The following is a 21,831-nucleotide window of genomic DNA, read 5'->3' on the forward strand; positions in this document are numbered from 1 at the left end:
CGCTCAGGCGGCGAATTCGGGCGCGATCGATGGGCTGTCGGCAAGGACGCGGCTTTCGACCGCCGGCCGCGTCTCGAGCCATTGCAGCACGGCGTCGAGCGGCTGCGGCCGCTGATAGAAGTAGCCCTGCCCGAACCTCACGCCCATCTCGCGCATGGCCGCGGCCTGCTCGGCGCGCTCGATGCCTTCAGCGACCAAAGTGAGCCCCAGCGTGCCAGCGAGCGATGCGATCACGCCGACGATCGCCTTGTCTTCCGCGCTATCGGGAATCTCGTTGATGAACGCCTTGTCGATCTTGACCTTGTCGAGCGGGAAACGCCGGAGATGCGCGAGCGAGCTGTAACCGGTGCCGAAATCGTCGAGCGCGATCGTGGCGCCCAGGCGGCGCAGGCGATGCAGCGTCTCGGAGGCGCTGGCGATGTTGTTGATCAGCGAGCCCTCGGTGATCTCGAGCTCCAGCAGTGAGGCCGCAACGTCGAAGCGCGCGCAGGTCGCACGCAGTTCGGCGGCGAGCGAATGGTCGGCAAGCTCGGAGGGCGGCAGATTGATCGCGATCCGGATCTGCGGCCTGCCGGCGGCGGCGAGCCGCTGCAGCGCCCAGCAGGCGTCGGTCAGCACGTAACGGGTCAGCCGCGCGTTGTTGCCGCTGCGCTCGATCAGCGGCAGGAATTCAGCCGGGCCGATCACGCCATGTTCGGGATGCCGCCAGCGGATCAGCGCTTCCAGGCCGACGACATCTTGGCTCTCGAGGTCGACCTGGCTCTGGTACCAGACCTCGAACTGTCCCTCGACAAAGCCCGTGGGGATGGCAAGCTCGAGATCCCTGCGGCGGCGATAGTCGCGCTGCAGCGCTTCGTCGAGCACGGCGACCGTGCCGGGCGCCTTGCTCTTGGCATGATAGAGCGCGATATCGGCCAGGGTCGGCAGGTGCGACAGCTCCGGATCGTCGGCGCGGCGCACGGCAAGGCCGATGCTGGCGCGCGGCACGACCTGCTTGTCGTGGAGCCGGATCGGTTCGGAAATGGCGGCCAGCACCTGCTGCGCGAAGGCGTGCGCCGACGCCTCGTTGCTCACCTCGGGGCGAATGACGACGAATTCATCGCCGCCGAGCCGGGCGACCCAATCCTCCGCCTCGACCGCACGACGAAGACGCTCGGAAATGTGCACCAGGAGCTGGTCGCCGGCCTCGTGGCCGAAGGTGTCGTTGATGCCCTTGAAGTCGTCGAGGTCGATGAAGCAGAACGCCACCAGCGCGTCCGGCCTGCCGCCATCGCGGCTCGCGACGGCAAGCCGCTCGGTCAGCGAGCGCCGGTTAGGCAGCCCCGTGAGCGGATCGTGCGCGGCCATGTGTCCGAGCCGGTCGAGCGCGCCCGACGTCGTGTGCTGCATGGCGTTGAAGGCGCGCGCGAGCTGGCCGAATTCGTTCGCGGATGTGACGTCCGCCGGATAGGCGCGGCCATCCTGCTTGCTGCGCTGGATCGCCGACATCATCGCCGCCAGCGGCCTGCCGATGAAGATGTTGGCGGAGATCCGCATGGCGATCAGGGTCGCAAACGTCGCGAGCAGGCCGACGACCAGCAGCAGCACCATCCGGCTGCCGGTGTCCGCATACAACGTCGCATGGGAATAGGCGATGGCGATGCGGCCGGCCTGAACGGCCATGTTGCCGTTGCTGTACTGGATCGGACGCGAGACCTCCGCGACCGTCTGGCCTTCGGGGCGCGCCACCACGCGGGCAATCGCAGCGCCCGTGTCGTCATAGACGGCCGCCGCCGCGATGGTCTCGTCGTGCATGATCTCGTTGAGCACGCCCGTGACCTGGTCGTAGCGCATCTTCCAGAGCGGCTCGGCGATCAGCTCTGCGCGGCTTTCGGCAACACGGGCCATGCGGGCGTCGAGCTGTCTGATCTGCGACCAGAAGCTCGAAGCCTCGACGCCGGCGGAGGCCAGCAGTTGCACCAGCAGCAGAACGGGCACGGTGGCCCAGATCATGGCGCGAACGACCGAGCGCAGGCGCGGCGGCGCGGCCTCGTCGTTACTTTCAGGCTCGTTCATCGCCTCATCCTCGCGCATCAGTCCGCGGCGCCTTCGGGAAGCGGCAGCGACGAAATCAGCGCATCGAGCGAGAAGTCGTAATGACCGCAACGTCCCGGCTTCGCCCTGAAGCGCGCGAAGTCGATCCGGTCGAACGCACGCGTCTTGATGAGGTCGCCGACCGAGGCGAGATTCTGGCGGGTGATCGCAGAGGTCTTGACCTCGACGCGGGGCGAGGCCGCCGCGAAATCGCAGCCGTCGGCATAATCGCGCAGCAGGACGATCGACCAGCCGCCAAGCAGGAAATGCCCGCCGTCGGTCAGCAGCAGGCGGCCTGCCCTGATCTCGCGCAGCGCGTCCTCCGACCAGTTGAGGCCGACCAACTGGATGTCGCGGCCGGGCACGAGTCCGGCGGCGACCACCGCGCGCAGCGCGCCGAGCGCCATCGGATCGTTTCCGGCCCAGATGCCGGCGGGCCGGATCTCCTTGCGCGAAGCCCAGCCCAGATAATTCGTGGTGACCTGCTCGGCCTCCGACTGCGTCCAGTTGGCGAACAGCAGCCGGTCCACCACGACGTCAGGCGCGGCATCCACCGCAAGCTTGAGACCGGCGTTGCGCGCGATCGAGGCGGGCGTGATCTCGTCGCCGCCGATGCCGAGAAGATGGATCTTGCCGTCCGGGCTCTGCCATTTCTCGGCACGCGCGGCCGCAATCAGGGCGTTGGCCATCCGCGCGCCCGCGGTCTGAAGATCGGTCGTGATGTCGCCGAGCCAGGTCTTGAGCTTTTGCCGGGGCGGTCCAAGTCGCGCCGCATCCTCGCCGATCAGCGTGTTCGAGAGCAGCAGCGTCTTGACGCCCGCAGCCTCGGCCGCTTCCAGGATGGGAACGGCGGCGGATTCCTCGTTCGACAGGATGAGGAAATCGGGCTTGTCACGGCGTGCGACCACGCCGAATCCGAGCTCCTGCATGGTGCGATAGTTGCGTTCGCTGGTCAGCACCTCGACATGCGCATCGAGCTTGCGGCCGGCGGCCTGCATGGTTTGCGCCACCATGTCCCAGTAGACCTCGCCGGTCTTGCCGGGATTGACGAACACGATGTCGAGGGGCTTGGCATAGCTGGGGCTGGCGGACGCGAAAACGCCGCCGGCCATGCCCACAGCGAGCACTATTCGCAGGAATCTCGTCATTTCTCTTCGCCGCCCCCGATGGTTCCGAGGTTGGACCCGCGTCCGCTAACACTTCGCAAAATCCATCCGGCCACGGCGACACAGGGCTAATGAAAGGTATATCTGGCCTGCCGAATTGAGATAATCGAAGCGCCGGCGATCACCCTGCCATTCCGTGCTATCAGCAAGCTGAAACCTCGACTCATCTGTCCCCATGGCCAAGAACACGCTTTCCTTCGTCTGCCAGAACTGCGGCGCGGCCTATAACCGCTGGCAGGGCAAGTGCGAGTCCTGCGGCGAGTGGAATACGCTCGCGGAAGAAGACACCAGCGGGAGCGTGCCGGTCTCGATCCGCTCCAAGCGCAAGGGGCGGACGTTTGCGCTGGAGAGCCTCGCCGGCAAGAGCCCGGATGCGCCGCGCCTGTCCTCTGGCATGACCGAGCTCGACCGCGTCACCGGCGGCGGCTTCGTCCGTGGTTCGGTGCTGCTGGTCGGCGGTGATCCCGGCATCGGCAAGTCGACGCTGCTGACGCAGGCGACCAGCCTGCTGGCGCGTGCAGGCCACCGCGTCGTCTACATCTCCGGCGAAGAGGCGGTCGCGCAGGTGCGGCTGCGCGCCGAGCGGCTCGGCCTGTCGGACGCGCCGGTGCAGCTCGCCGCCGAGACCTCGGTCGAGGACATCGTCTCGACACTGTCGGAGGGCGCCGTTCCGCGCCTCATCGTGATCGACTCGATTCAGACCATGTGGACCGACACGGTGGAATCGGCGCCCGGCACCGTGACCCAGGTGCGCGCCTCGGCGCAGGCGCTGATCCGTTTTGCCAAGAAGACCGGCGCGGCCATCATCCTGGTCGGCCATGTCACCAAGGACGGCCAGATCGCTGGCCCCCGCGTGGTCGAGCACATGGTCGACGCGGTGATGTCGTTCGAGGGCGAAGGCTCGCAGCAATTCCGCATCCTGCGCGCCGTGAAGAACCGTTTCGGGCCGACCGACGAGATCGGCGTGTTCGAGATGACGGGCCTCGGCCTGCGCGAGGTCACCAATCCCTCGGAGCTTTTCCTGTCCGAGCGCGATCTCGGCACGCCCGGCACCGCAGTCTTCGCGGGTATCGAGGGCACGCGGCCCGTTCTGGTCGAGTTGCAGGCGCTGGTCGCGCCGACCTCGCTCGGCACGCCCAGGCGCGCGGTGGTCGGCTGGGATCCGAGCCGACTGTCGATGGTGCTGGCGGTGCTGGAGGCCCATTGCGGGGTCAAGCTGTCCGGCCACGACGTTTATCTGAACGTCGCCGGCGGCCTGCGCATCCACGAGCCGGCGGCCGACCTCGCCGCCGCGGCGGCGCTGGTGTCATCCCTGGTTAATGCGCAATTGCCGACCGATGCGGTCTATTTCGGCGAGATCTCGCTCTCCGGCGTGGTGCGGCCGGTGGCACAGACCCCGGCCCGGCTCAAGGAAGCCGCAAAACTCGGCTTCCAGCGCGCCGTGCTGCCCGAATCGGCCCGGGGCGAGACCGGCGGCGATGCCGGATTGACGCTGAACGCGGTCAATAGCCTGACGACATTGGTGGCCGAGATCGCCGCCCGCGGCTCGCGCCGGGGCGAATCGAACGCGCCGGCCGAGAAAAATGCCACACCGGCAAGATTCCGCCGCGGAGAGGGCTAGGTGGAGGTGACGCCGGAGGCCCCCGCCGCTATACAGCCGTCACAAAAGCAGCATGGGATTGCGTGGTTGCGGCCTTGCCGGGAACGCCGTCTGCCCCTCTTTTAGGGCAGCGGCCAAACACCGATTCGCTAGAGCACCTTCGAAGTACGAGCGGACCAGACCAGCCGATGCCAGTTACACTCCTTGACCTGATCCTGCTCGGTGTGATGCTGATCTCGGGCCTGCTCGCCATGGTGCGCGGCTTCATGCGCGAAATCCTGTCGATCGCGGCCTGGGGCGCGGCGGCGATCGTAACGCTCTACTCGTTCTCGAAGCTCCTGCCGACCGCCAAGACCTATTTCAACAACGACACGGTGGCGAGCGTCGTCGTCGTCGCGGGCGTATTCGTGGGCACCCTGGTCGTGGTCTCCGTGATCACGGTCCGGATCTCCGACATGATCCTGGATTCGCGCATCGGCGCGCTGGACCGCACGCTGGGGTTCCTGTTTGGCCTGGCTCGCGGGCTTTTGATCGTCGTCGTCGCGTTCCTATTCTTCACCTGGCTGGTGCCGGACAAGCAACGCCCGGACTGGGTCACGGGCGCGAAGTCCCGTGTGGTGCTGCAGGGAACCGGGGATTGGCTGATGGCCCTCTTGCCTGACGACCCCGAGAACACCATCTTGAAGAGATTCAAGAAAAACAAACCAGATGATGATCAAGCTGATTCCGAGCAGCAGCCTTCGGGCAGTGGCGACGGATACAGTAAACCTGCTCGTGACAGTTTGAAGAAACTGATCGAGAAACCTGCGGCGCGTTGATTGCCCCTAAAGAGAGGCGTGGACGAGATGCGACACCCTGACCAGGACGCCCAATTCGATCTCGATCCACACGCCGGCCCGGGTCCGGCTGCGCTAGAGGTCCAGGACGATCTGGAGGGGGATACGCTGCGCGAGGAATGCGGCGTCTTCGGCATCTACGGCCACCCCGACGCCGCCGCCATCACCGCGCTCGGCCTGCACGCCCTTCAACACCGCGGCCAGGAAGCCGCCGGCATCGTCTCCTACGACGGCAGCCGTTTCCACAGTGAACGTCGGCTCGGTCTCGTCGGCGACACCTTCTCCCGCCGCGAGGTGATCGACCGCCTGCCCGGCAACATGGCCGTCGGCCATGTCCGCTATTCCACCACCGGCGCCACCATCCTGCGCAACGTGCAGCCGCTGTTCGCCGAGCTCAATGCCGGCGGCCTCGCCGTCGCCCACAACGGCAACCTCACCAACGGCCTGACGCTGCGCCGCGAGCTCGTGAAGAACGGCGCGATGATGCAGTCGACCACCGACACCGAGGTGATCCTGCACCTGGTCGCGCGCTCCAAGCGCAGCCGCTTCATCGAGCGCTATATCGACGCGCTGCGCGAGATCGAGGGCGCCTACGCGCTGGTCTCGCTGACCAACAAGAAGCTGGTCGGCGCGCGAGATCCGCGCGGCATCCGCCCGCTGGTGCTCGGCGAGCTCGACGGCTGCCCGATCCTGACCTCGGAGACCTGCGCACTCGACATCATCGGCGCGCGCTTCATCCGCGACATCGAGCCGGGCGAGGTCATCGTGTTCGATGAGAATGGCCAGGACATCCACAAGCCGTTCCCGCCGATGGCGCCGCGTCCCTGCATCTTCGAATACATCTATTTCTCCCGTCCGGATTCCGTCGTGCACGGCCGCTCGGTCTACGAGGTGCGCAAGGCCTTCGGCGCCCAGCTTGCGCGCGAGAGCCACGTGCCGATCGACGTCGTCGTGCCGGTGCCGGATTCCGGCGTGCCCGCCGCGGTCGGCTACAGCCAGCATTCCGGCGTGCCGTTCGAGCTTGGCATCATCCGCAACCATTATGTCGGCCGCACCTTCATCCAGCCGACGCAGGCGATCCGCGAATCCGGCGTGCGCATGAAGCATTCGGCCAACCGGGCCGCGATCGAAGGCAAGCGCATCATCCTGATCGACGACTCCCTGGTGCGCGGCACCACCTCGAAGAAGATCGTGCGCATGATGCGCGATGCCGGCGCCAAGGAAGTGCACTTCCGCCTCGCCTCGCCGCCGATCCTGTATCCCGATTATTACGGCATCGACCTGCCGGACCGCGGCGGCCTTCTGGCCGCGACGCATTCGCTGGAGGAGATGCGCGAGATCATCGGCGCCGACTCGCTCGCCTTCCTCTCGATCGACGGCATGTACCGCGCCATGGGCGAGCCCGGCCGCGACCCCGCCAATCCGAAATTCTCGGATCACTGCTTTACCGGGGCGTATCCGACCCACCTCACCGACCAGACCCAGACCGAGCAGCAGCCGCGGCAGCTCTCGCTGCTGGCGGAGGCGAGCTGACGGCGAAGCCGTCATCCCGTGGCGGTGCCTAAGCGCCGAACCCGGGATCTCGATGTGTTGCCTCGAACTTCTAGATTTCGGGTTCGGTCCTGCGGACCGCCCCGGAATGACGACCACGCGGGGGCTTGTCCGGGCCGTCCACGCCTGTAAAACCCCGCCATGACACACCCCCTCGCTGACCGCATCGCTCTCGTCACCGGCGCCTCGCGCGGCATCGGCTATGCCACGGCCCTCGCCCTGGCGAAGGCCGGCGCGCATATCGTGGCCACCGCCCGCACGCAGGGCGGGCTGGAGGAACTCGACGACGAGATCCGCAAACTCGACGGCAGCGCCACCCTGGTGCCGCTCAACCTCACCGATTCCGACGGCATCGCGCGCCTCGGCGCCGGCCTGCATGAACGCTACGGCAAGCTCGACATCCTCGTCGGCAATGCCGGCATACTCGGCCCCTCCTCGCCGATCGGCCATATCGAACTCAAGGCTTTCACCGACGTCATGGCGATCAACGTCTCCGCGAACTTTCAGCTGATCCGCTGCATGGAGCCGCTGCTGAAGCAGTCCGACGCGGGGCGCGCCGTGTTCATCACCTCGGGCGCCGCCAACAAGGCGACCGCCTATGTCAGCCCCTATGCGGCGTCCAAGGCCGCGCTGGAGACGCTGGCGCGCGCCTGGGCGCAGGAGACCGCGAACACGAAGCTGCGCGTCAATCTGTTCAACCCGGGGCCGGTCCGTACCCGCATGCGCGCCACACTGATGCCGGGCGAGGATCCGGCGACGCTCGACACGCCCGAGCAGGTCGCCGAACGCATCGTGCCGATGTGCGCGCCCGACTGGACCGAGACCGGCAAGTTCTACGATTACAAGACCCGCACGCTGATGAGCTTTCGCTCGCCCGCCTGATTGACTCGCATGCCTCCCCGCGATTGACTGCCGCCGCTCAAGCGGCAGCAAGCCGCAAGCCAAAAGGGAGGTCACCATGACGCAATGGCATGGTCGCGCAGGTTTTGCGCGTGCGCTCGCGAATGTCTCTCACGCCGTCTCGATCCTGATCGCCGCGGTGGCATTCGTGCTTCCGGGCACAGCGCGGGCCGGCGACGTTCCGACTTTCGCGGTCGATCCCTCCTGGCCGAAGCAGCTGCCCAACAACTGGATCCTCGGTCAGGTCGGCGGCATCACGGTCGATTGGCAGGGCCACATCTGGGTGATCCATCGCCCGCGCTCGCTCACCGACGACGAGAAGGGCGCGAGCCTGACCCCGCCCCGCTCGAAATGCTGCGTGTCGGCGCCGCCCGTGCTCGAGTTCGACGCCGAGGGCAATCTGCTGCGGTCCTGGGGCGGGCCGGGCCAGGGCTACGAATGGGTCGGCCGCGAGCACGGCATCGAGGTCGACGAGCGCGGCTTCGTCTGGGTTGGCGGCAATGCCGACAACGACAACGCCATTTTGAAGTTCACGCTCGACGGCAAATTCGTCGCCCAGATCGGCAAGTTCGCGCCGAGCCTCGGCAGCAACGACACGACGCAGCTTGGCAAGCCTGCCGAGACCGCGATCGACAAGGAGGCGAACGAGATCTACATCGCCGACGGCTACGGCAACCGCCGCGTCATCGTGTTCGACGCGACGACGCTGGCCTATAAGCGTCACTGGGGCGCCTACGGCAACAAGCCCGACGACGCCAAGCAGGCGCCCTACGATCCCAAGGCGCCGGCCGCGCAGCAATTCGGCAATCCGGTTCACTGTGTGAAGCTCGCCAATGACGGCCTCGTCTATGTCTGCGACCGCATCAACAACCGCATCCAGGTGTTCAAAAAGGACGGCAGCTTCGTGAAGGAGTTCTTCTTCGAGAAGAACACGCTCGGCAACGGCGCGGTGTGGGACATCGCGATCTGGCCGGATCCGAAGCAAACCTGGCTGCTCAGCGCCGACGGCGAGAACAACGAGATCAGGGTGATCAAGCGCGAGGACGGCAGCGTGGTCGGCAGCTTCGGGCATAGCGGCCGCAACGCCGGTCAATTCCACTGGGTGCACGCCATGGCGATCGACGCCAAGGGTAATGTCTATACCGCCGAGGTCGACACCGGAAAGCGCATCCAGAAATTCAAGCTGACATCGGACGCACTCAAATAGCGTCTCAACGCATTTTGTCCAAAAAGTTAACCTGCGGATGACGCTGCGACGAAAGCGTCATCCGGCTTTAGGCGCATTGCCGCCGGGCCTCGGACAGGCTAGAGCCATCAGCCGGAACGAGGCTCCGCAAGAGAGCCGTCCGCATATTTGACAATGGAGGAAACCTTTTATGACGACGACGTTCGCGCGCCGCTCTGCGGCCCTTCTGGCCTGTGCCGCCTTCGGTTTTGCAACATCCGCTTTCGCGCAGGACAAGACCGTCAAGATCGGCGTGCTCAATGACATGTCGAGCCTCTATGCCGACATCGGCGGCCCGAACTCCGTGGTCGCGATCAAGATGGCTGTCGAGGATTCCGGCCTGCTCAAGAAGGGCTGGAAGATCGACGTCATCAGCGGCGACCATCAGAACAAGCCCGACGTCGGCGTCAACATCGCCCGGCAGTGGATCGACAACGAGAAGGTCGACGCGATCGCGGACACGCCGAACTCCGGCGTTGCGCTTGCGGTCAGCAACCTCGTCAAGGAAAAGAACGCGGTGCTGCTGAATTCCGGCGCCGCCTCCGCGGACCTCACCGGCAAGGCCTGCACGCCGAACACGGTGTCCTACACCTATGACACCTACATGCTCGCCAACGGCACCGGCAAGGCGCTGACCAAGGCCGGCGGCGACAGCTGGTTCTTCCTGACCGCGGATTACGCCTTCGGCCATGCGCTCGAGCGCGACACCACGGCGGTCGTGACTGCGAACGGCGGCAAGGTGCTCGGCAGCGTCAAGCATCCGATCAACACCGCGGACTTCTCCTCCTTCCTGCTGCAGGCGCAATCGTCCAAGGCCAAGGTCGTGGGCCTCGCCAATGCCGGCGGCGACACCACGAACTCGATCAAGCAAGCGGCAGAATTCGGCATCGTCTCCGCCGGCCAGAAGCTCGCCGCGCTGCTGCTGTTCATCAACGACGTGCATTCGCTGGGCCTGAAGACCGCGCAGGGCCTGACCTTCACCGAATCGTTCTACTGGGACCTGAACGACAAGACCCGCGAATGGTCCAAGCGCTTCTCGCAGCTCGCCAGCAAGAACGCGATGCCGTCGATGACCCAGGCCGGCAATTACGCGATGGTGCTGCACTATCTCAAGGCGATGGACGCGCTCGGCGGCAATCCGCATGACGGCGCCAAGGTCGTCGCCAAGATGAAGGAGCTGCCGACCGACGATCCGCTGTTCGGCAACGGCCCGCTGCGCCAGGACGGCCGCCGCCTCATCCCGGCCTATCTGTTCGAGGTGAAGAAGCCCGAGGAGTCGAAGGGACCGTGGGACTATTACAAGCAGATCGCCACGATCTCGGCGGAAGACGCCGCCAAGCCGCTCAAGGACAGCGATTGCCCGCTGGTGAAGAAATAGGCGAGAGGTCGTAAGGGCGGGTTAGCCACAGGCGTAACCCGCCTCTATCTCTCACCTGGAAGACGGCGGATTGCGCTTCGCTAATCCGCCCAACTTTTAGTGCCCACCCTACGAGACCGTCCTCGGTCCACCCAGCGTCCGCACCGCAATCGCGACGCACACCACCATCAGCGCCGCCGCCAGCAGGAACGGCGCGCCGGGCAGATGCAGCGGCGCGCTGGCGCCGATGAAATAGGAAAAGGTCAGCGTGAACAGGAACGGGCCGACGAGCTGCGAGACGCTCTGCACGCTCGCGGTCGCGCCCTGCAGCTGACCCTGCTGCTCGGGCGCCACCAGCCGTGTCATCAACGCTTGCGACGCCGCACCCGAAATGCCCCACAATGCCAGAATGGGAATTCCGATCCAGGACAGCGGCCCGGTCGGCGCCGCGCCCAGGACCACGAAGCCGAGTGCGCCACAGCACAGGCCGAGCAGCAACGCGTTCCGCTCGCCCAGCACACGCACGATGGGACCGATCGCGAGCCCCTGCACCACCATGGCGCAGATGCCGACCATCGCCAGCGTCAATCCCACGGTCTTGGAATCCCAGCCGTAGCGATAGGTCGCATAGAGCACGAAGGTCGAGGGCAGCACGACATGCGCGACCTGCGCGATGAAATTGACGACGGACAATCCGGCCAGCGCCGCGTTTGAGCGCAGCAGGTGGAGCGCTCCGAGCGGACTGGCGGTTCGCCAGCGAAACGGCGCGCGCTTGTCGGGCGCCAGCGATTCCGGCAGGACGAACAGCCCGTAGAGCGCATTGGCGAGGCTCAACCCCGCCGAGGCCCAGAACGGCAGGCGCGGATCGATGTCGCCGAGCAGGCCGCCCAGCGCCGGACCGAGCACGAAGCCGGCGCCGAAGGCTGCGCCGATCCGGCCGAAGACCGCCGCGCGCCGCTCCGGCGGCGTGATGTCGGCGATATAGGCAAAGGCTGTCGAGATGCTGGCCGACGTAATGCCGGAGACGACCCGGCCGACGAACAGCCAGGCCAGCGACGGCGCCAGCGCCATCAGCACGTAGTCGGCGGCAAGCCCGAAATTCGACAGCAGAACCACCGGCCGCCGCCCGAAACGATCCGACAGGGCCCCTAACAGCGGCGAGAACACGAATTGCATCAGGGCCCAGGCGGTGCCGAACAGGCCGAAGATGCGGGCCGCGTGCGCGGTGTCGTTGTCGACGAAGCTCTCGATCAGCTTCGGCAGGATCGGCATGATCACGCCGAGCGCGAGCATGTCGAGCAGGATGGTCACGAAGATGAAGGCGACCGCGCCGCCCCTCGCTGGCACAGCGCCCTGCGCCGTCACCTCTCCGGCGCCATCATTCACGACGGCCGCTTGCGCTTGTGCGCGAAGGGATTGGCCTTCTCGCGCAGGGTGATGCGCACAGGCGTACCCGGCAGATCGAAGGTCTCGCGCATGGAGTTGGTGAGGTAGCGCAGATAGGACTGCGGCACCGCGTCCGCGCGCGAGCAGAACAGCACGAAGCTCGGCGGGCGCGCCTTGTTCTGCGTGATGTAGTTCAGCTTCAGCCTGCGGCCGGACACCGCCGGCGGCGGATTGGCCTGGACCGCCTGCTCGAACCAGCGATTGAGCGCCGAGGTCGGCACGCGCCTGTTCCAGACCGCATAGGCGTCCTGGACCGCCTGCATCAGGCGGTCGATGCCCTCGCCCATCAGGCCCGACACCGCGACGATCGGCACGCCCTTGACCTGCGGCAGCCAGTGATCGGCATCACGGCGCAGACCCGAGATCGCGCCGCCGCCCTTGGTCTCCATCAGGTCCCATTTGTTGACGGCGAGCACGATGGCGCGGCCCTCGCGCTCGATCAGATCGGCGATGCGCAGATCCTGCTCCTCGAAGCGGTTCTGCGTGTCCATCATCAGCACGACGACTTCGGCAAAGCGCACCGCACGCAGCGCGTCGGCGACCGAGAGCTTCTCCAGCTTCTCCTCGATGCGCGAGCGACGGCGGAGACCCGCGGTGTCGAACACGCGAAAATCACGGCCCTTCCAGTTGATCTCGACCGCGATGGAATCGCGCGTGGTGCCGGCCTCCGGGCTCGTCAGCAGGCGCTCCTCGCCGAGCAGATGGTTGATCAGCGTCGACTTGCCGGCATTGGGCCGGCCGACGATGGCGACGCGGATCGGGCGGGTCGCGGCCTCCTCCTCCGTGAGCGGCACGCCGTCGTCCTCGTCCTCATCCTCATCGACGGGCTCCGGCATCAGCTTGGCGAGCTCATCATAGAGCTCGCCCATGCCCTCGCCGTGCTCGGCCGAGATCTGGATGGGATCGCCAAGCCCGAGCGCGAAGGCCTCCATCGCGCCGGCATCGCCGTGCTTGCCCTCGCTCTTGTTGGCGACCAGCAGCACCGGCTTGTTGGCCTTGCGGGCGAAATCGGCGAAGGCCCGATCGGTGGGCGTGAGGCCGATGCGGGCATCGATGACGAAGAACAGCGCGTCCGCCTGTGCGATCGCGGCCTCGGTCTGCTCCTGCATCCGCGCGGTCAGCGAGCCCCTGGCACCCTCGTCGAGGCCGGCGGTGTCGATGATGGTGAATTCGAGATCGCCGAGCCTGGCCTCGCCCTCGCGGCGGTCGCGGGTGACCCCCGGCAAATCATCGACGAGCGCGAGCTTCTGCCCGACCAGACGGTTGAACAGCGTCGATTTGCCGACATTGGGCCGGCCGATAATGGCGATCGTGAAGGACATCGGTCATTCGTGCGCTGCCGGGGCTGCGCGTGTCAATGAAATGAATGATCAGCGCGAGAAGCTGCCGCTCGGCAGCGGCGCCGGGAAAGCTCCCTGCGATTGCTGCTGCGTGGTCTGGGTCGGTTGTGCCTGCTGGACCGGCTGATCCGGCGGCGGTGCAGTGGTGCGCTTGCGGACGATCTTGTGCTTGGGCGGCGGGGCGGCCGTGGGCGGCGCGGCCTCCGGCTGGGCCTCGCCGTCAACCTCGCCGGCAGGCGCCTCAGCCGGCGCCACAGCTGCGGCGGCCGGCTGCCTCGTCTTCTTAGCCTTGGCGCCCTTCGCCGGCTTGGCCGGCTCGGGCGGCGGCTCCGCGGGCAAGGCCGCGACGGCGGGCGCGTTCGGATCGGGCTGCTGCTGCGCGCCCTTGTACAGCTCCTTCGGCACGCCCTGTTCGAGGCCCGGCACGCCTTCCGGGAAGACCGGCTTGCGGTCGCCCGGCAGCTTCTTCTTGGTGTCGAGGAAGTCGAGCATGTCGCTTGGATCGAAGCTGGAGCAGCCGCCCAGGACGCCCGTGAAGGCGATCAGGACGGCGGCTGCGATCAAGCGTGGCATACGGCGCATCGTGTGTCTCGTTTACGTCAGAGGGCCCGTCAGTCAGCTCTTGGTCAGCTTTTGGCGACGGGCGGCAACAGGGCCTGGAGCGCCTCGGCGCGCGAGCGCAGGCCGGGCGGCGTCTCGCCGTCCTCGGCGATCGCCTCGAGCCATTTGCGGGCCGCGGTCATGTCGTTGTTGCGCCAGGCCGACAACGCCAGCATCTCGCGAGCACTATGGCGGAAGGTCGCTGTCGATTTGGGCGCAGCGGAGGATTCCAGGCGCTGCTGCATGTCGGCATAGCTGGCACTGTCGAGCACGAGGCCGGCGGCGCGGATCTTCGCCAGATCCTGCCACTCACCGCCCACGCTGCGGTCGGCAGCAAGGTCGTCATACATCTTCGCGGCGGCCTTGGGGTCGCGCGCGGCAGCCTCGGCCGCGGCGCGCAGCCGCGCCAGGGTTCGATAGCCCGAAGGCGCCTTGGCGGCGAGCTCGGTGAAGGCCTTCTCCGCGTCGGCGTGCTTGTCCTGCTCCGACAGCTCGACGGCCTTCTCGAAGGCAGCGCCGGCCTCAGCGGCCTTCTTGGTCTCCAGATATTGGTAACCACGCCAGCCGGCGACGCCCGCGACGATCAGCACCATCAGGGCGATGAAGTAGATCGAATATTTATCCCACAGCTTCTTGAGCTGTTCGCGACGTACTTCCTCGTCGACTTCGTCAAATAATTCAGACACTTATGCTAATCCCATGCCCGTCCGGGTGCGCGCGCCGAAGCGTCCGCGTCAGGAATCCCGTCCCCCACGTGGCGGCGAGGTACCCTAACGATATGGCGCTGGCAAGGCAAAGCGAGCCCGATCAAGGCGTTAACCACCCGGGAGAGCCCGGATGGCCTGCCCGGCTCAGGCTCCCAGGAGCTCGCGCAACTGCCGTTTCAGCACCTTGCCGTTGGCATTGCGCGGCAAGGGATCGGCTGTGATCGCCAAGGTCTCGGGAACCTTGTAGTCAGACAGCCGCTCGGCGCACCAGGTCCGCAGGACCTCATGGGTGACCGGCTCTCGCGTGACCACCACGGCGTGGACGCGCTCGCCCAGCACCGGGCACGCCTTGGCGATGATCGCGCTCTCGACCACGGCGGGATGGCCGGCCAGCACGGATTCGACCTCGGCCGAATAGATCTTCAGGCCGCCGCGGTTGATCATGTCCTTCTGCCGGTCGAACACGCGGACAAATCCCTCCGCATCGACCGAGCCGAGATCGCCCGAGTGCCAGAATCCGCTCGTGAAGCTTTCGGCGGTGGCCTTCGGGTTGTTCCAATAGCCCTTGATGACAGAGGCGCTCTGGATCCAGAGCTCACCGATCTCGCCGCGGGGCAGCTCGCGCCCATCCGGGCCCATCGCCACGATGCGCGCGCCCGGGCAAGGCAGGCCGACGCTGTCGATATGGCTCTCGGTCAGCTCGCCCGGCATGATCGTCGAAGGTGACGTCGTCTCGGTCGCGCCGTAGCAATTCATCAGCTTGAGGCCCGGAATTTTCGCCTTGAGCTTCTCGATGGTCGCGACCGGCATCGGCGCGCCGCCAAAACCACCGATGCGCCACCTCGACAGATCATAGCTGTCGAAATCGGGCTGGAGCAGGCAGAGATTATACATCGCCGGCACCATCACCGTGTAGGTGACGCGCTCGCGGGCAGCGAGCTTGAGGTAATCGGCGGCCTTGAATTCGGGCATGATGATCAGCGCGCCGCCGCAGCGGATCATGGTCGTGATGTTGGCTACGATTCCGGTGACATGGCCGAGCGGCACCGCCGCGATCGAACGATCCGCTTCCGTCAATTGCAGGCAAGACACGAACACCATCGAGGAATGCACGATGTTGCAATGGGCCAGCATCGCGCCCTTCGGCTTGCCAGTGGTGCCCGAGGTGTAGAGGATCATCGCGGTGTCCTCTTCGCTCACCTCGACCGGCGCCGAGGCCGGCGCGTTGTCGGCGAGCGCCGCGAAGCGCGATCGGGCCGGATCGTCGTCCATGGCGATGCGATGGATCAGATCAGGCACATCCTGCGCCTCGGGCAGCCGCTCGGCGAGCGAGCCCTCGTGGATCAGGATCTTGGCGCCGCAATCGGCGAGCACATAGGCGATCTCCGGCTTCTGCTGACGCGTGCTGAGCAGCACCGTCACCAGCCCCTCATGCGCGGCGGCAAACAGCAGCAGCGGAAATTCGATACGGTTGCCGAGCAGGATCGCCACGCGGTCGCCGCGCTGCAGGCCGAGCTTGCGCAAGCCCGCGGCGATCCGGGTCGCCTGCTCGACGGCCTGCCGCCAGCTCAGCCGGACATTGCCTGCGATCAGCGCCTCGCCATCGCCATTGCGGGCGCAGGCGTCCGCGATCATCGCCCACAGATTTGCCGGCCGGTCGCCAAAGGAAGGCACCACCCGATCGCCAAACCGCGCCTCGAGCCGCATCGGCGGGATCTGAGATTGCGACCAGTCCATCGAACGCCCTCGGCTTGTTGCTTTGTCACCTTCCGCGCACGGCTGCGCGAAACCGTCTTGCGCTGATCCGCTGCGTCAGACCCCCACGACCGGCACGCCGATCACGACCGGATGGAACGCAAACGCCAGCGCCAGATAGGCGACGATGCCGACCGCGACCGCGATCAGATCGTTGGTGACACCGCCGACCGGAATTGGCGGCCCGCCGGCATCGGTGCGACGCTTCAGCGAGATGCGGTCATAGACCGCCCAGCCCAGGAACGAGCCGAACAGGATGATGGAGCCGAGATCGCCGTTGGCCAACAGATGCGCCGCGGCCCACAGCTTGACGCCGGCCAGCATCGGGTGCTTCAGCGCGGCATAGATGCGACCGCGCAAGTACGAGGCGACCACCATAATGACCGCGGGCAGCATCAAGGCGACCGTGATGTGCTTCATCGCCTTCGGCGGATACCAGACGTCGATCCAGCCGGAGCTGCGGTAGTGGGCAAAGCCCCAGATGATCAGCGCGAGCCCCGCGAGCGAGACGACGGTGTAGAGGATCTTGTAGGTCCCCTCGCCCAGCCTGGCGATCGCCTGCGCGCGCGCCTCACGTTTCGTGGTGAAAACATGGGTGGCGAAGAACAGCACCAGCCCCAGGATCATGACCAGCAGACCCACGACATCCTCCCCTTTAGCCAACGCCCCAGCGTCTGAGGTATCATCGATTGGATGCGGGTCGCAACTGATGCGCTACTTGCCGAGCTCGCGATTGTCGACATAACGGATCGCGATCGGCCGGCCGGCCAGCGCGCCGCCGAGACCGCCCGTGAGTTTCAGCGGCAGGCAGGCATTCAGCGATGAATTGATCGCGTTGAGATAGGTGGTTCGCGTCTCTGCTGGCACGCCCGCACTTGCATACGTGAGGCGCGGCGGGCCGATCAGGCCGCCCGCCTTGTTAAAGCTGAAACGCACCGCCATCTGCATGCCCGCGCGCGCATTGTCCGACGGCGGCGGCGACCAGCAGCTGCGCAGCTCGGCAAAGAGGTCGCCGATCGTATCGAGATCGTGATCGGGCTTCTGATATTTGGCGCGATCGGCCTCCGATGGAACGCTCTGGATGGTGAGCTGGAGGTTCTGGCCATAGGGGTAGTCGATCTCGGGAATGCAGGGGCCGGGCTCGAGCGGGCTGCAATAGGACGGCGTGCAGGGCCTGTTGTCGAGCACGCTGCACGGCTCATGCGCGAACGGGATCGGATTGATCTGTCGGGGCCGCGCGTCGGCGGCGGCGGTCGAGACCGACAGCGGGAGAAGAACGAGAATGCCGCGCCACATGGTGTAAACTCGCAAGGCCACGAGCAAAAATGGCATTGTCCATGAACGCGTCAAGCCGGCGCGCAATCACGGACTCGCGCGCAAAAGTCCGCCCGCCCTACCCCTTCTTCTTCACGTCCTTGACGTTGGTGAACTCGATGCCCTCGGCGCGCTCCTTGGTATAGCCGAGATAGAACTCGTTCCGCGCCAGGTACACGGGATCGCCGTCGACGTCGTCGGCGATGCTCGAGGTGTTGGCGGCGATGAAGGTGTCGAGCTTCTTGCGGTCGTCCGAGGAGACCCAGCGCGCGAGCTGGAACTCGCTGACCTCGAACTCGACCGGCAAGGAATATTCAGCTTCCAGCCGCGCCTTCAGCACGTCGAGCTGCAGCGCGCCGACGACTCCGACCAGCGCCGGCGCACCGTCGCGCGGCCGGAACACCTGCACCACGCCCTCTTCCGACATCTGCTGCAGCGCTTCCTTCAGCTTCTTCGCCTTCATCGCATCGGTGAGCCGGACGCGGCGGACGATTTCCGGCGCGAAGCTCGGCACGCCCACGAAGTTGAAATCCTCGCCCTCGGTCAGCGTGTCGCCGATGCGCAGCGTGCCGTGATTGGGAATGCCGACGACGTCGCCGGCGAAGGCTTCATCCGCAACCGAGCGGTCCTGCGCGAAGAAGAATTGCGGGCTCGACAGCGGCATGCTCTTGCCGGTGCGCACCAGCTTCGCCTTCATGCCGCGGCTGAGCTTGCCCGAGCAGAGGCGCGCAAACGCGATGCGGTCGCGGTGGTTCGGATCCATGTTGGCCTGGATCTTGAACACGAAGGCGCTCATGCGGGGATCAGTGGCCTCGACCTTGCGCTGGTCGCTGTCCTGCGCGCGCGGCTCGGGCGCGAACTTGCCGAGACCTTCCAGGAGATCGCCGACGCCGAAATTGCGCAGCGCGCTGCCGAAATAGACCGGCGTCAGATGGCCCTCGCGGAACGCTTCCAGCTCGAACGGCTTCGAGGCCTCGGTGACGAGCTCCAGCTCGTCCTTCACGGCGGAGACGTCGAGATTGGCGTTGAGCTTGGCGAGTTCCTCGATCGCGATCTGCTGTGCCGCGCCGGTCTTGGCGCCGCCGCCTTCGAGCAGGCGCACGCCGCCATTGACGACGTCGTAGGTGCCGAGGAAGTCGCGGCCGCGGCCGACCGGCCAGGTCATCGGCGTGGTGTCGAGCGCCAACGTCTTCTCGATCTCGTCGAGCAGCTCGAAGACGTCGCGGCTCTCGCGGTCCATCTTGTTGATGAAGGTGATGATCGGGATGTCGCGCAGGCGACAAACCTCGAACAGCTTCCGGGTGCGGGCCTCGATGCCCTTGGCGGCGTCGATCACCATGACGGCGGAATCGACCGCCGTCAGCGTGCGATAGGTGTCTTCCGAAAAGTCCTCGTGGCCCGGCGTGTCCAAGAGGTTGAAGACGAGGCCCTCGAACTCGAAGGTCATCACCGAGGTCACGACCGAGATGCCGCGCTCGCGCTCGATCTTCATCCAGTCCGAACGCGTGTTGCGCCGCTCGCCCTTGGCCTTGACCTGGCCGGCGAGGTTGATGGCGCCTCCGAACAGCAGCAGCTTCTCGGTCAGCGTGGTCTTGCCGGCGTCAGGATGGGAGATGATCGCAAAGGTCCGCCGCCGCGCCACTTCAGCGGCAAGCGGCGAACGGGCCGGCGATTCGGCGGTGGTGGTGGCGATGTCGGACATGGCGGCAGCGTTTGACAGGGAAAATGGGCCTGATCAAGCCTCAATTGGCGATTGCGGAGCCCTTCGGCCAGCCCCATATCGGCTTGACGATCAATCCTGGGGAAGGACGACCTTCCCGCTCATCAACACATCAGCCCGCGGGGACGACCCTGCCTTGAACGGAGGGTCGTCATGGCCTGGAGCATCCTGTTCGTCGCCGGACTTCTCGAGATTACCTGGGCGATCGGCCTGAAATACACAGAAGGCTTCAGCAAGCTTGTTCCGTCCGTCGTCACGCTCGCAGCCATGGCCGGCAGCGTCATCCTGCTCGGCCTCGCCCTCAAATCGCTGCCCGTCGGAACCGCCTATGCGGTATGGACCGGGATCGGTGCGGTCGGCACCGCGACGCTCGGCATCATCCTGTTCGGCGAGCCGGCCACGGCCCTGCGTCTTGCCAGCATCGGGCTGATCGTCGCCGGGATCGTCGGGCTGAAGCTGGTTACTTGACGAAGATCTTGACCGCCCACCAGGTCAGCGCCGCGACGATGGCGGACGCCGGCATCGTGATGACCCAGGCATAGACGATCGAGCTGGCGACGTTCCAGCGCACCGCCGAAAGGCGGCGGGCGGCGCCGACGCCGACGATCGCGCCGGTGATGGTGTGGGTGGTCGAGACGGGAACCCCGAGGAAGGTCGCCATGAACAGGGTCGCGGCGCCCCCCGTCTCGGCGCAAAAGCCCTGCATCGGCGTCAGTTTGGTGATGCGCAGGCCCATGGTGCGGACGATGCGCCAGCCGCCCATCAAGGTGCCCATCGCCATCGCCGCCTGGCACGACAGCACCACCCAGAATGGTACGAAGAATTCGCCGCCGAGATGGCCCTGCGAATAGAGCAGCACGGCGATGATGCCCATGGTCTTCTGCGCGTCGTTGCCGCCATGGCCGAGCGAATAGAGCGAGGCCGAGGCGAACTGCAGGATGCGGAAGGCGCGATCGACCGCGAACGGCGTCGAGCGCACCGACGCCCAGGACACGATCGCAACCAGCACCATCGCAAGCACGAAGCCGACGAGCGGAGACAGCACGATCGCAATGACCGTCTTGGACAATCCGCTCCAGACCGCCGCGGAGATCCCGGCTTTGGCCACGCCCGCACCGAATAACCCGCCGATCAGCGCGTGGGACGACGAGGATGGGATGCCGAGCGCCCAGGTCACGAGGTTCCAGACGATGGCGCCGACCAGCGCCGCGAAGATCACCTGGGCGTCGACGATCGCGGGATCGATGATGCCGGTCCCGATGGTCTGGGCGACGTGCAGCCCGAACACCATGAAGGCGACGAAATTGAAGAACGCGGCCCAGAACACCGCGAATTGCGGCCGCAACACGCGGGTCGAGACGATGGTCGCGATCGAATTGGCGGCGTCATGCAGGCCGTTCAGGAAGTCGAACAGCAGCGCGACGGCGATCAAACCGACCAGGACGGGAAGACCCAACGCGGCGTCCACAGCAATCCTGCCCTACACTTGCTCGATGACGATGCTGTTGATCTCGTTCGCAACGTCGTCGAAACGGTCGGCGACCTTCTCCAGATGATCATAGATCTCGACGCCGACGATGAAGTCCATCGCATTGCCGTCACGATGCTTGAGAAACAGCTCCTTCAGGCCGATGTCGTGGAGATCGTCGACACGGCCTTCCAGCTTGCCCAGCTCTTCCGTGATCGCGGTCAGCATGGCCACGTTCGGGCCGATCGATTGCATCAGCGGCAGCGCACGGCCGACCAGATTGGCGCATTCGATCAGAAGTCCGCCGATCTCACGCATCGGCGGCTCGAAGCTGCGGACCTCGAACAGCATCACGGCCTTGGCGGTCTGCTGCATCTGGTCGATGGCGTCGTCCAGCGAGGTGATGAGGTTCTTGATGTCACCCCGGTCGAACGGGGTGATGAAGGTGCGGCGCACCGCCGTCAGCACCTCGCGGGTGATGTTGTCGGCGTCGTTCTCGAACTGGTTGACGCGCTGGCAGTAGACCGGCGTTTCCTCGCCCCCGTTGAGCATGCCCTGGAGCGCGATCGAACCCTGGATCACCGTCTGGGCATGTCGGTCGAACAGGTCGAAGAACCGTTCTTCCTTGGGCAGGAAAGCGCGAAACCATCGCATCATGGGGATAGGCTACCGGTTGGAAATGGCCCGGCCGGAGGGGCCGTCATGAAACTGTCATAGACCATTTTCGATCCGCGCGCGTGTCATCTCACGCCCGCGGAGCCGGATCATCCACC

General features: G+C 66.0%; 19 protein-coding genes. 7 read left to right on the forward strand and 12 right to left on the reverse strand.

The genetic code is table 11. The annotated features are described in order from the left end of the window. Window positions 1-3: 3 nt before the first annotated feature. Both RPS27_RS27325 and RPS27_RS27330 read right to left on the reverse strand, forming a co-directional pair. On the reverse strand, window positions 4-2,055 hold the full coding sequence (locus tag RPS27_RS27325; protein ID WP_211417394.1) for a bifunctional diguanylate cyclase/phosphodiesterase: 2,052 nt from the start codon (window positions 2,053-2,055) through the stop codon (window positions 4-6). A 17-nt stretch (window positions 2,056-2,072) separates the two neighbouring features. Beyond that, window positions 2,073-3,221, reverse strand: a complete 1,149-nt coding sequence (locus RPS27_RS27330) for an ABC transporter substrate-binding protein (protein WP_211417395.1) — start codon at window positions 3,219-3,221, stop codon at window positions 2,073-2,075. Between the two features lie 193 nt (window positions 3,222-3,414). Between RPS27_RS27330 and radA the strand changes: the two genes are divergently transcribed. The 6 genes from radA (at window position 3,415) to RPS27_RS27360 (ending at window position 10,729) form a co-directional block, all read left to right on the forward strand. Then, complete coding sequence (radA, locus tag RPS27_RS27335) at window positions 3,415-4,860, forward strand: DNA repair protein RadA (protein ID WP_211417396.1); 1,446 nt, start codon at window positions 3,415-3,417, stop codon at window positions 4,858-4,860. Between the two features lie 167 nt (window positions 4,861-5,027). After that, window positions 5,028-5,657: a CvpA family protein gene (locus tag RPS27_RS27340; RefSeq protein ID WP_011086837.1), complete on the forward strand. Its 630-nt coding sequence runs from the start codon at window positions 5,028-5,030 to the stop codon at window positions 5,655-5,657. Window positions 5,658-5,684: 27 nt separating this feature from the next. Further along, on the forward strand, window positions 5,685-7,208 hold the full coding sequence (gene purF / locus RPS27_RS27345; RefSeq protein WP_194402489.1) for an amidophosphoribosyltransferase: 1,524 nt from the start codon (window positions 5,685-5,687) through the stop codon (window positions 7,206-7,208). Window positions 7,209-7,367: 159 nt separating this feature from the next. Continuing rightward, window positions 7,368-8,108, forward strand: a complete 741-nt coding sequence (locus RPS27_RS27350; RefSeq protein ID WP_212066064.1) for an SDR family NAD(P)-dependent oxidoreductase — start codon at window positions 7,368-7,370, stop codon at window positions 8,106-8,108. Window positions 8,109-8,184: 76 nt separating this feature from the next. After that, window positions 8,185-9,333 (forward strand): hypothetical protein, encoded by a 1,149-nt coding sequence (locus tag RPS27_RS27355; RefSeq protein WP_212066062.1) that lies wholly within the window; start codon window positions 8,185-8,187, stop codon window positions 9,331-9,333. 169 nt (window positions 9,334-9,502) lie between these two features. Further along, entirely contained in the window at window positions 9,503-10,729 is a 1,227-nt protein-coding gene (locus RPS27_RS27360) for an ABC transporter substrate-binding protein (RefSeq protein ID WP_212066060.1), read from the forward strand. A gap of 108 nt (window positions 10,730-10,837) precedes the next feature. Here RPS27_RS27360 and RPS27_RS27365 read toward each other — a convergent pair whose 3' ends face one another. The 8 genes from RPS27_RS27365 to RPS27_RS27400 all read right to left on the reverse strand — a co-directional run bounded on the left by RPS27_RS27365 (window position 10,838) and on the right by RPS27_RS27400 (window position 19,572). Then, window positions 10,838-12,094: a TCR/Tet family MFS transporter gene (locus RPS27_RS27365; RefSeq protein ID WP_211417400.1), complete on the reverse strand. Its 1,257-nt coding sequence runs from the start codon at window positions 12,092-12,094 to the stop codon at window positions 10,838-10,840. Beyond that, on the reverse strand, window positions 12,091-13,476 hold the full coding sequence (der, locus tag RPS27_RS27370; RefSeq protein ID WP_212066058.1) for a ribosome biogenesis GTPase Der: 1,386 nt from the start codon (window positions 13,474-13,476) through the stop codon (window positions 12,091-12,093). Before der ends, RPS27_RS27365 begins: the two co-directional genes overlap by 4 nt. 48 nt (window positions 13,477-13,524) lie before the next feature. After that, window positions 13,525-14,076: a hypothetical protein gene (locus RPS27_RS27375; RefSeq protein ID WP_194402495.1), complete on the reverse strand. Its 552-nt coding sequence runs from the start codon at window positions 14,074-14,076 to the stop codon at window positions 13,525-13,527. Between the two features lie 44 nt (window positions 14,077-14,120). Next, window positions 14,121-14,780 (reverse strand): tetratricopeptide repeat protein, encoded by a 660-nt coding sequence (locus RPS27_RS27380; protein WP_194402496.1) that lies wholly within the window; start codon window positions 14,778-14,780, stop codon window positions 14,121-14,123. Window positions 14,781-14,945: 165 nt separating this feature from the next. Next, window positions 14,946-16,538: a class I adenylate-forming enzyme family protein gene (locus RPS27_RS27385; RefSeq protein WP_212066056.1), complete on the reverse strand. Its 1,593-nt coding sequence runs from the start codon at window positions 16,536-16,538 to the stop codon at window positions 14,946-14,948. Between the two features lie 75 nt (window positions 16,539-16,613). Next, window positions 16,614-17,198, reverse strand: a complete 585-nt coding sequence (locus RPS27_RS27390; protein WP_211417403.1) for an NnrU family protein — start codon at window positions 17,196-17,198, stop codon at window positions 16,614-16,616. Window positions 17,199-17,270: 72 nt separating this feature from the next. Beyond that, window positions 17,271-17,852: a hypothetical protein gene (locus RPS27_RS27395; protein ID WP_212066623.1), complete on the reverse strand. Its 582-nt coding sequence runs from the start codon at window positions 17,850-17,852 to the stop codon at window positions 17,271-17,273. A 97-nt stretch (window positions 17,853-17,949) separates the two neighbouring features. Continuing rightward, complete coding sequence (locus tag RPS27_RS27400) at window positions 17,950-19,572, reverse strand: peptide chain release factor 3 (RefSeq protein WP_211417405.1); 1,623 nt, start codon at window positions 19,570-19,572, stop codon at window positions 17,950-17,952. A gap of 171 nt (window positions 19,573-19,743) precedes the next feature. On the opposite strand from RPS27_RS27400, the gene sugE reads away from it, so the two are divergent. After that, on the forward strand, window positions 19,744-20,058 hold the full coding sequence (gene sugE, locus RPS27_RS27405; RefSeq protein WP_194402501.1) for a quaternary ammonium compound efflux SMR transporter SugE: 315 nt from the start codon (window positions 19,744-19,746) through the stop codon (window positions 20,056-20,058). On the opposite strand, the gene RPS27_RS27410 is transcribed toward sugE, so the two are convergent. After that, window positions 20,051-21,058, reverse strand: a complete 1,008-nt coding sequence (locus tag RPS27_RS27410; RefSeq protein ID WP_211417406.1) for an inorganic phosphate transporter — start codon at window positions 21,056-21,058, stop codon at window positions 20,051-20,053. The two genes, sugE and RPS27_RS27410, sit on opposite strands and share 8 nt — an antisense overlap. 12 nt (window positions 21,059-21,070) lie before the next feature. Further along, window positions 21,071-21,715 (reverse strand): DUF47 domain-containing protein, encoded by a 645-nt coding sequence (locus RPS27_RS27415; RefSeq protein ID WP_128917587.1) that lies wholly within the window; start codon window positions 21,713-21,715, stop codon window positions 21,071-21,073. Between the last annotated feature and the right edge of the window lie 116 nt (window positions 21,716-21,831).

The organism is Bradyrhizobium sp. WYCCWR 12699 (assembly GCF_032144035.1).
GTDB lineage: Bacteria > Pseudomonadota > Alphaproteobacteria > Rhizobiales > Xanthobacteraceae > Bradyrhizobium.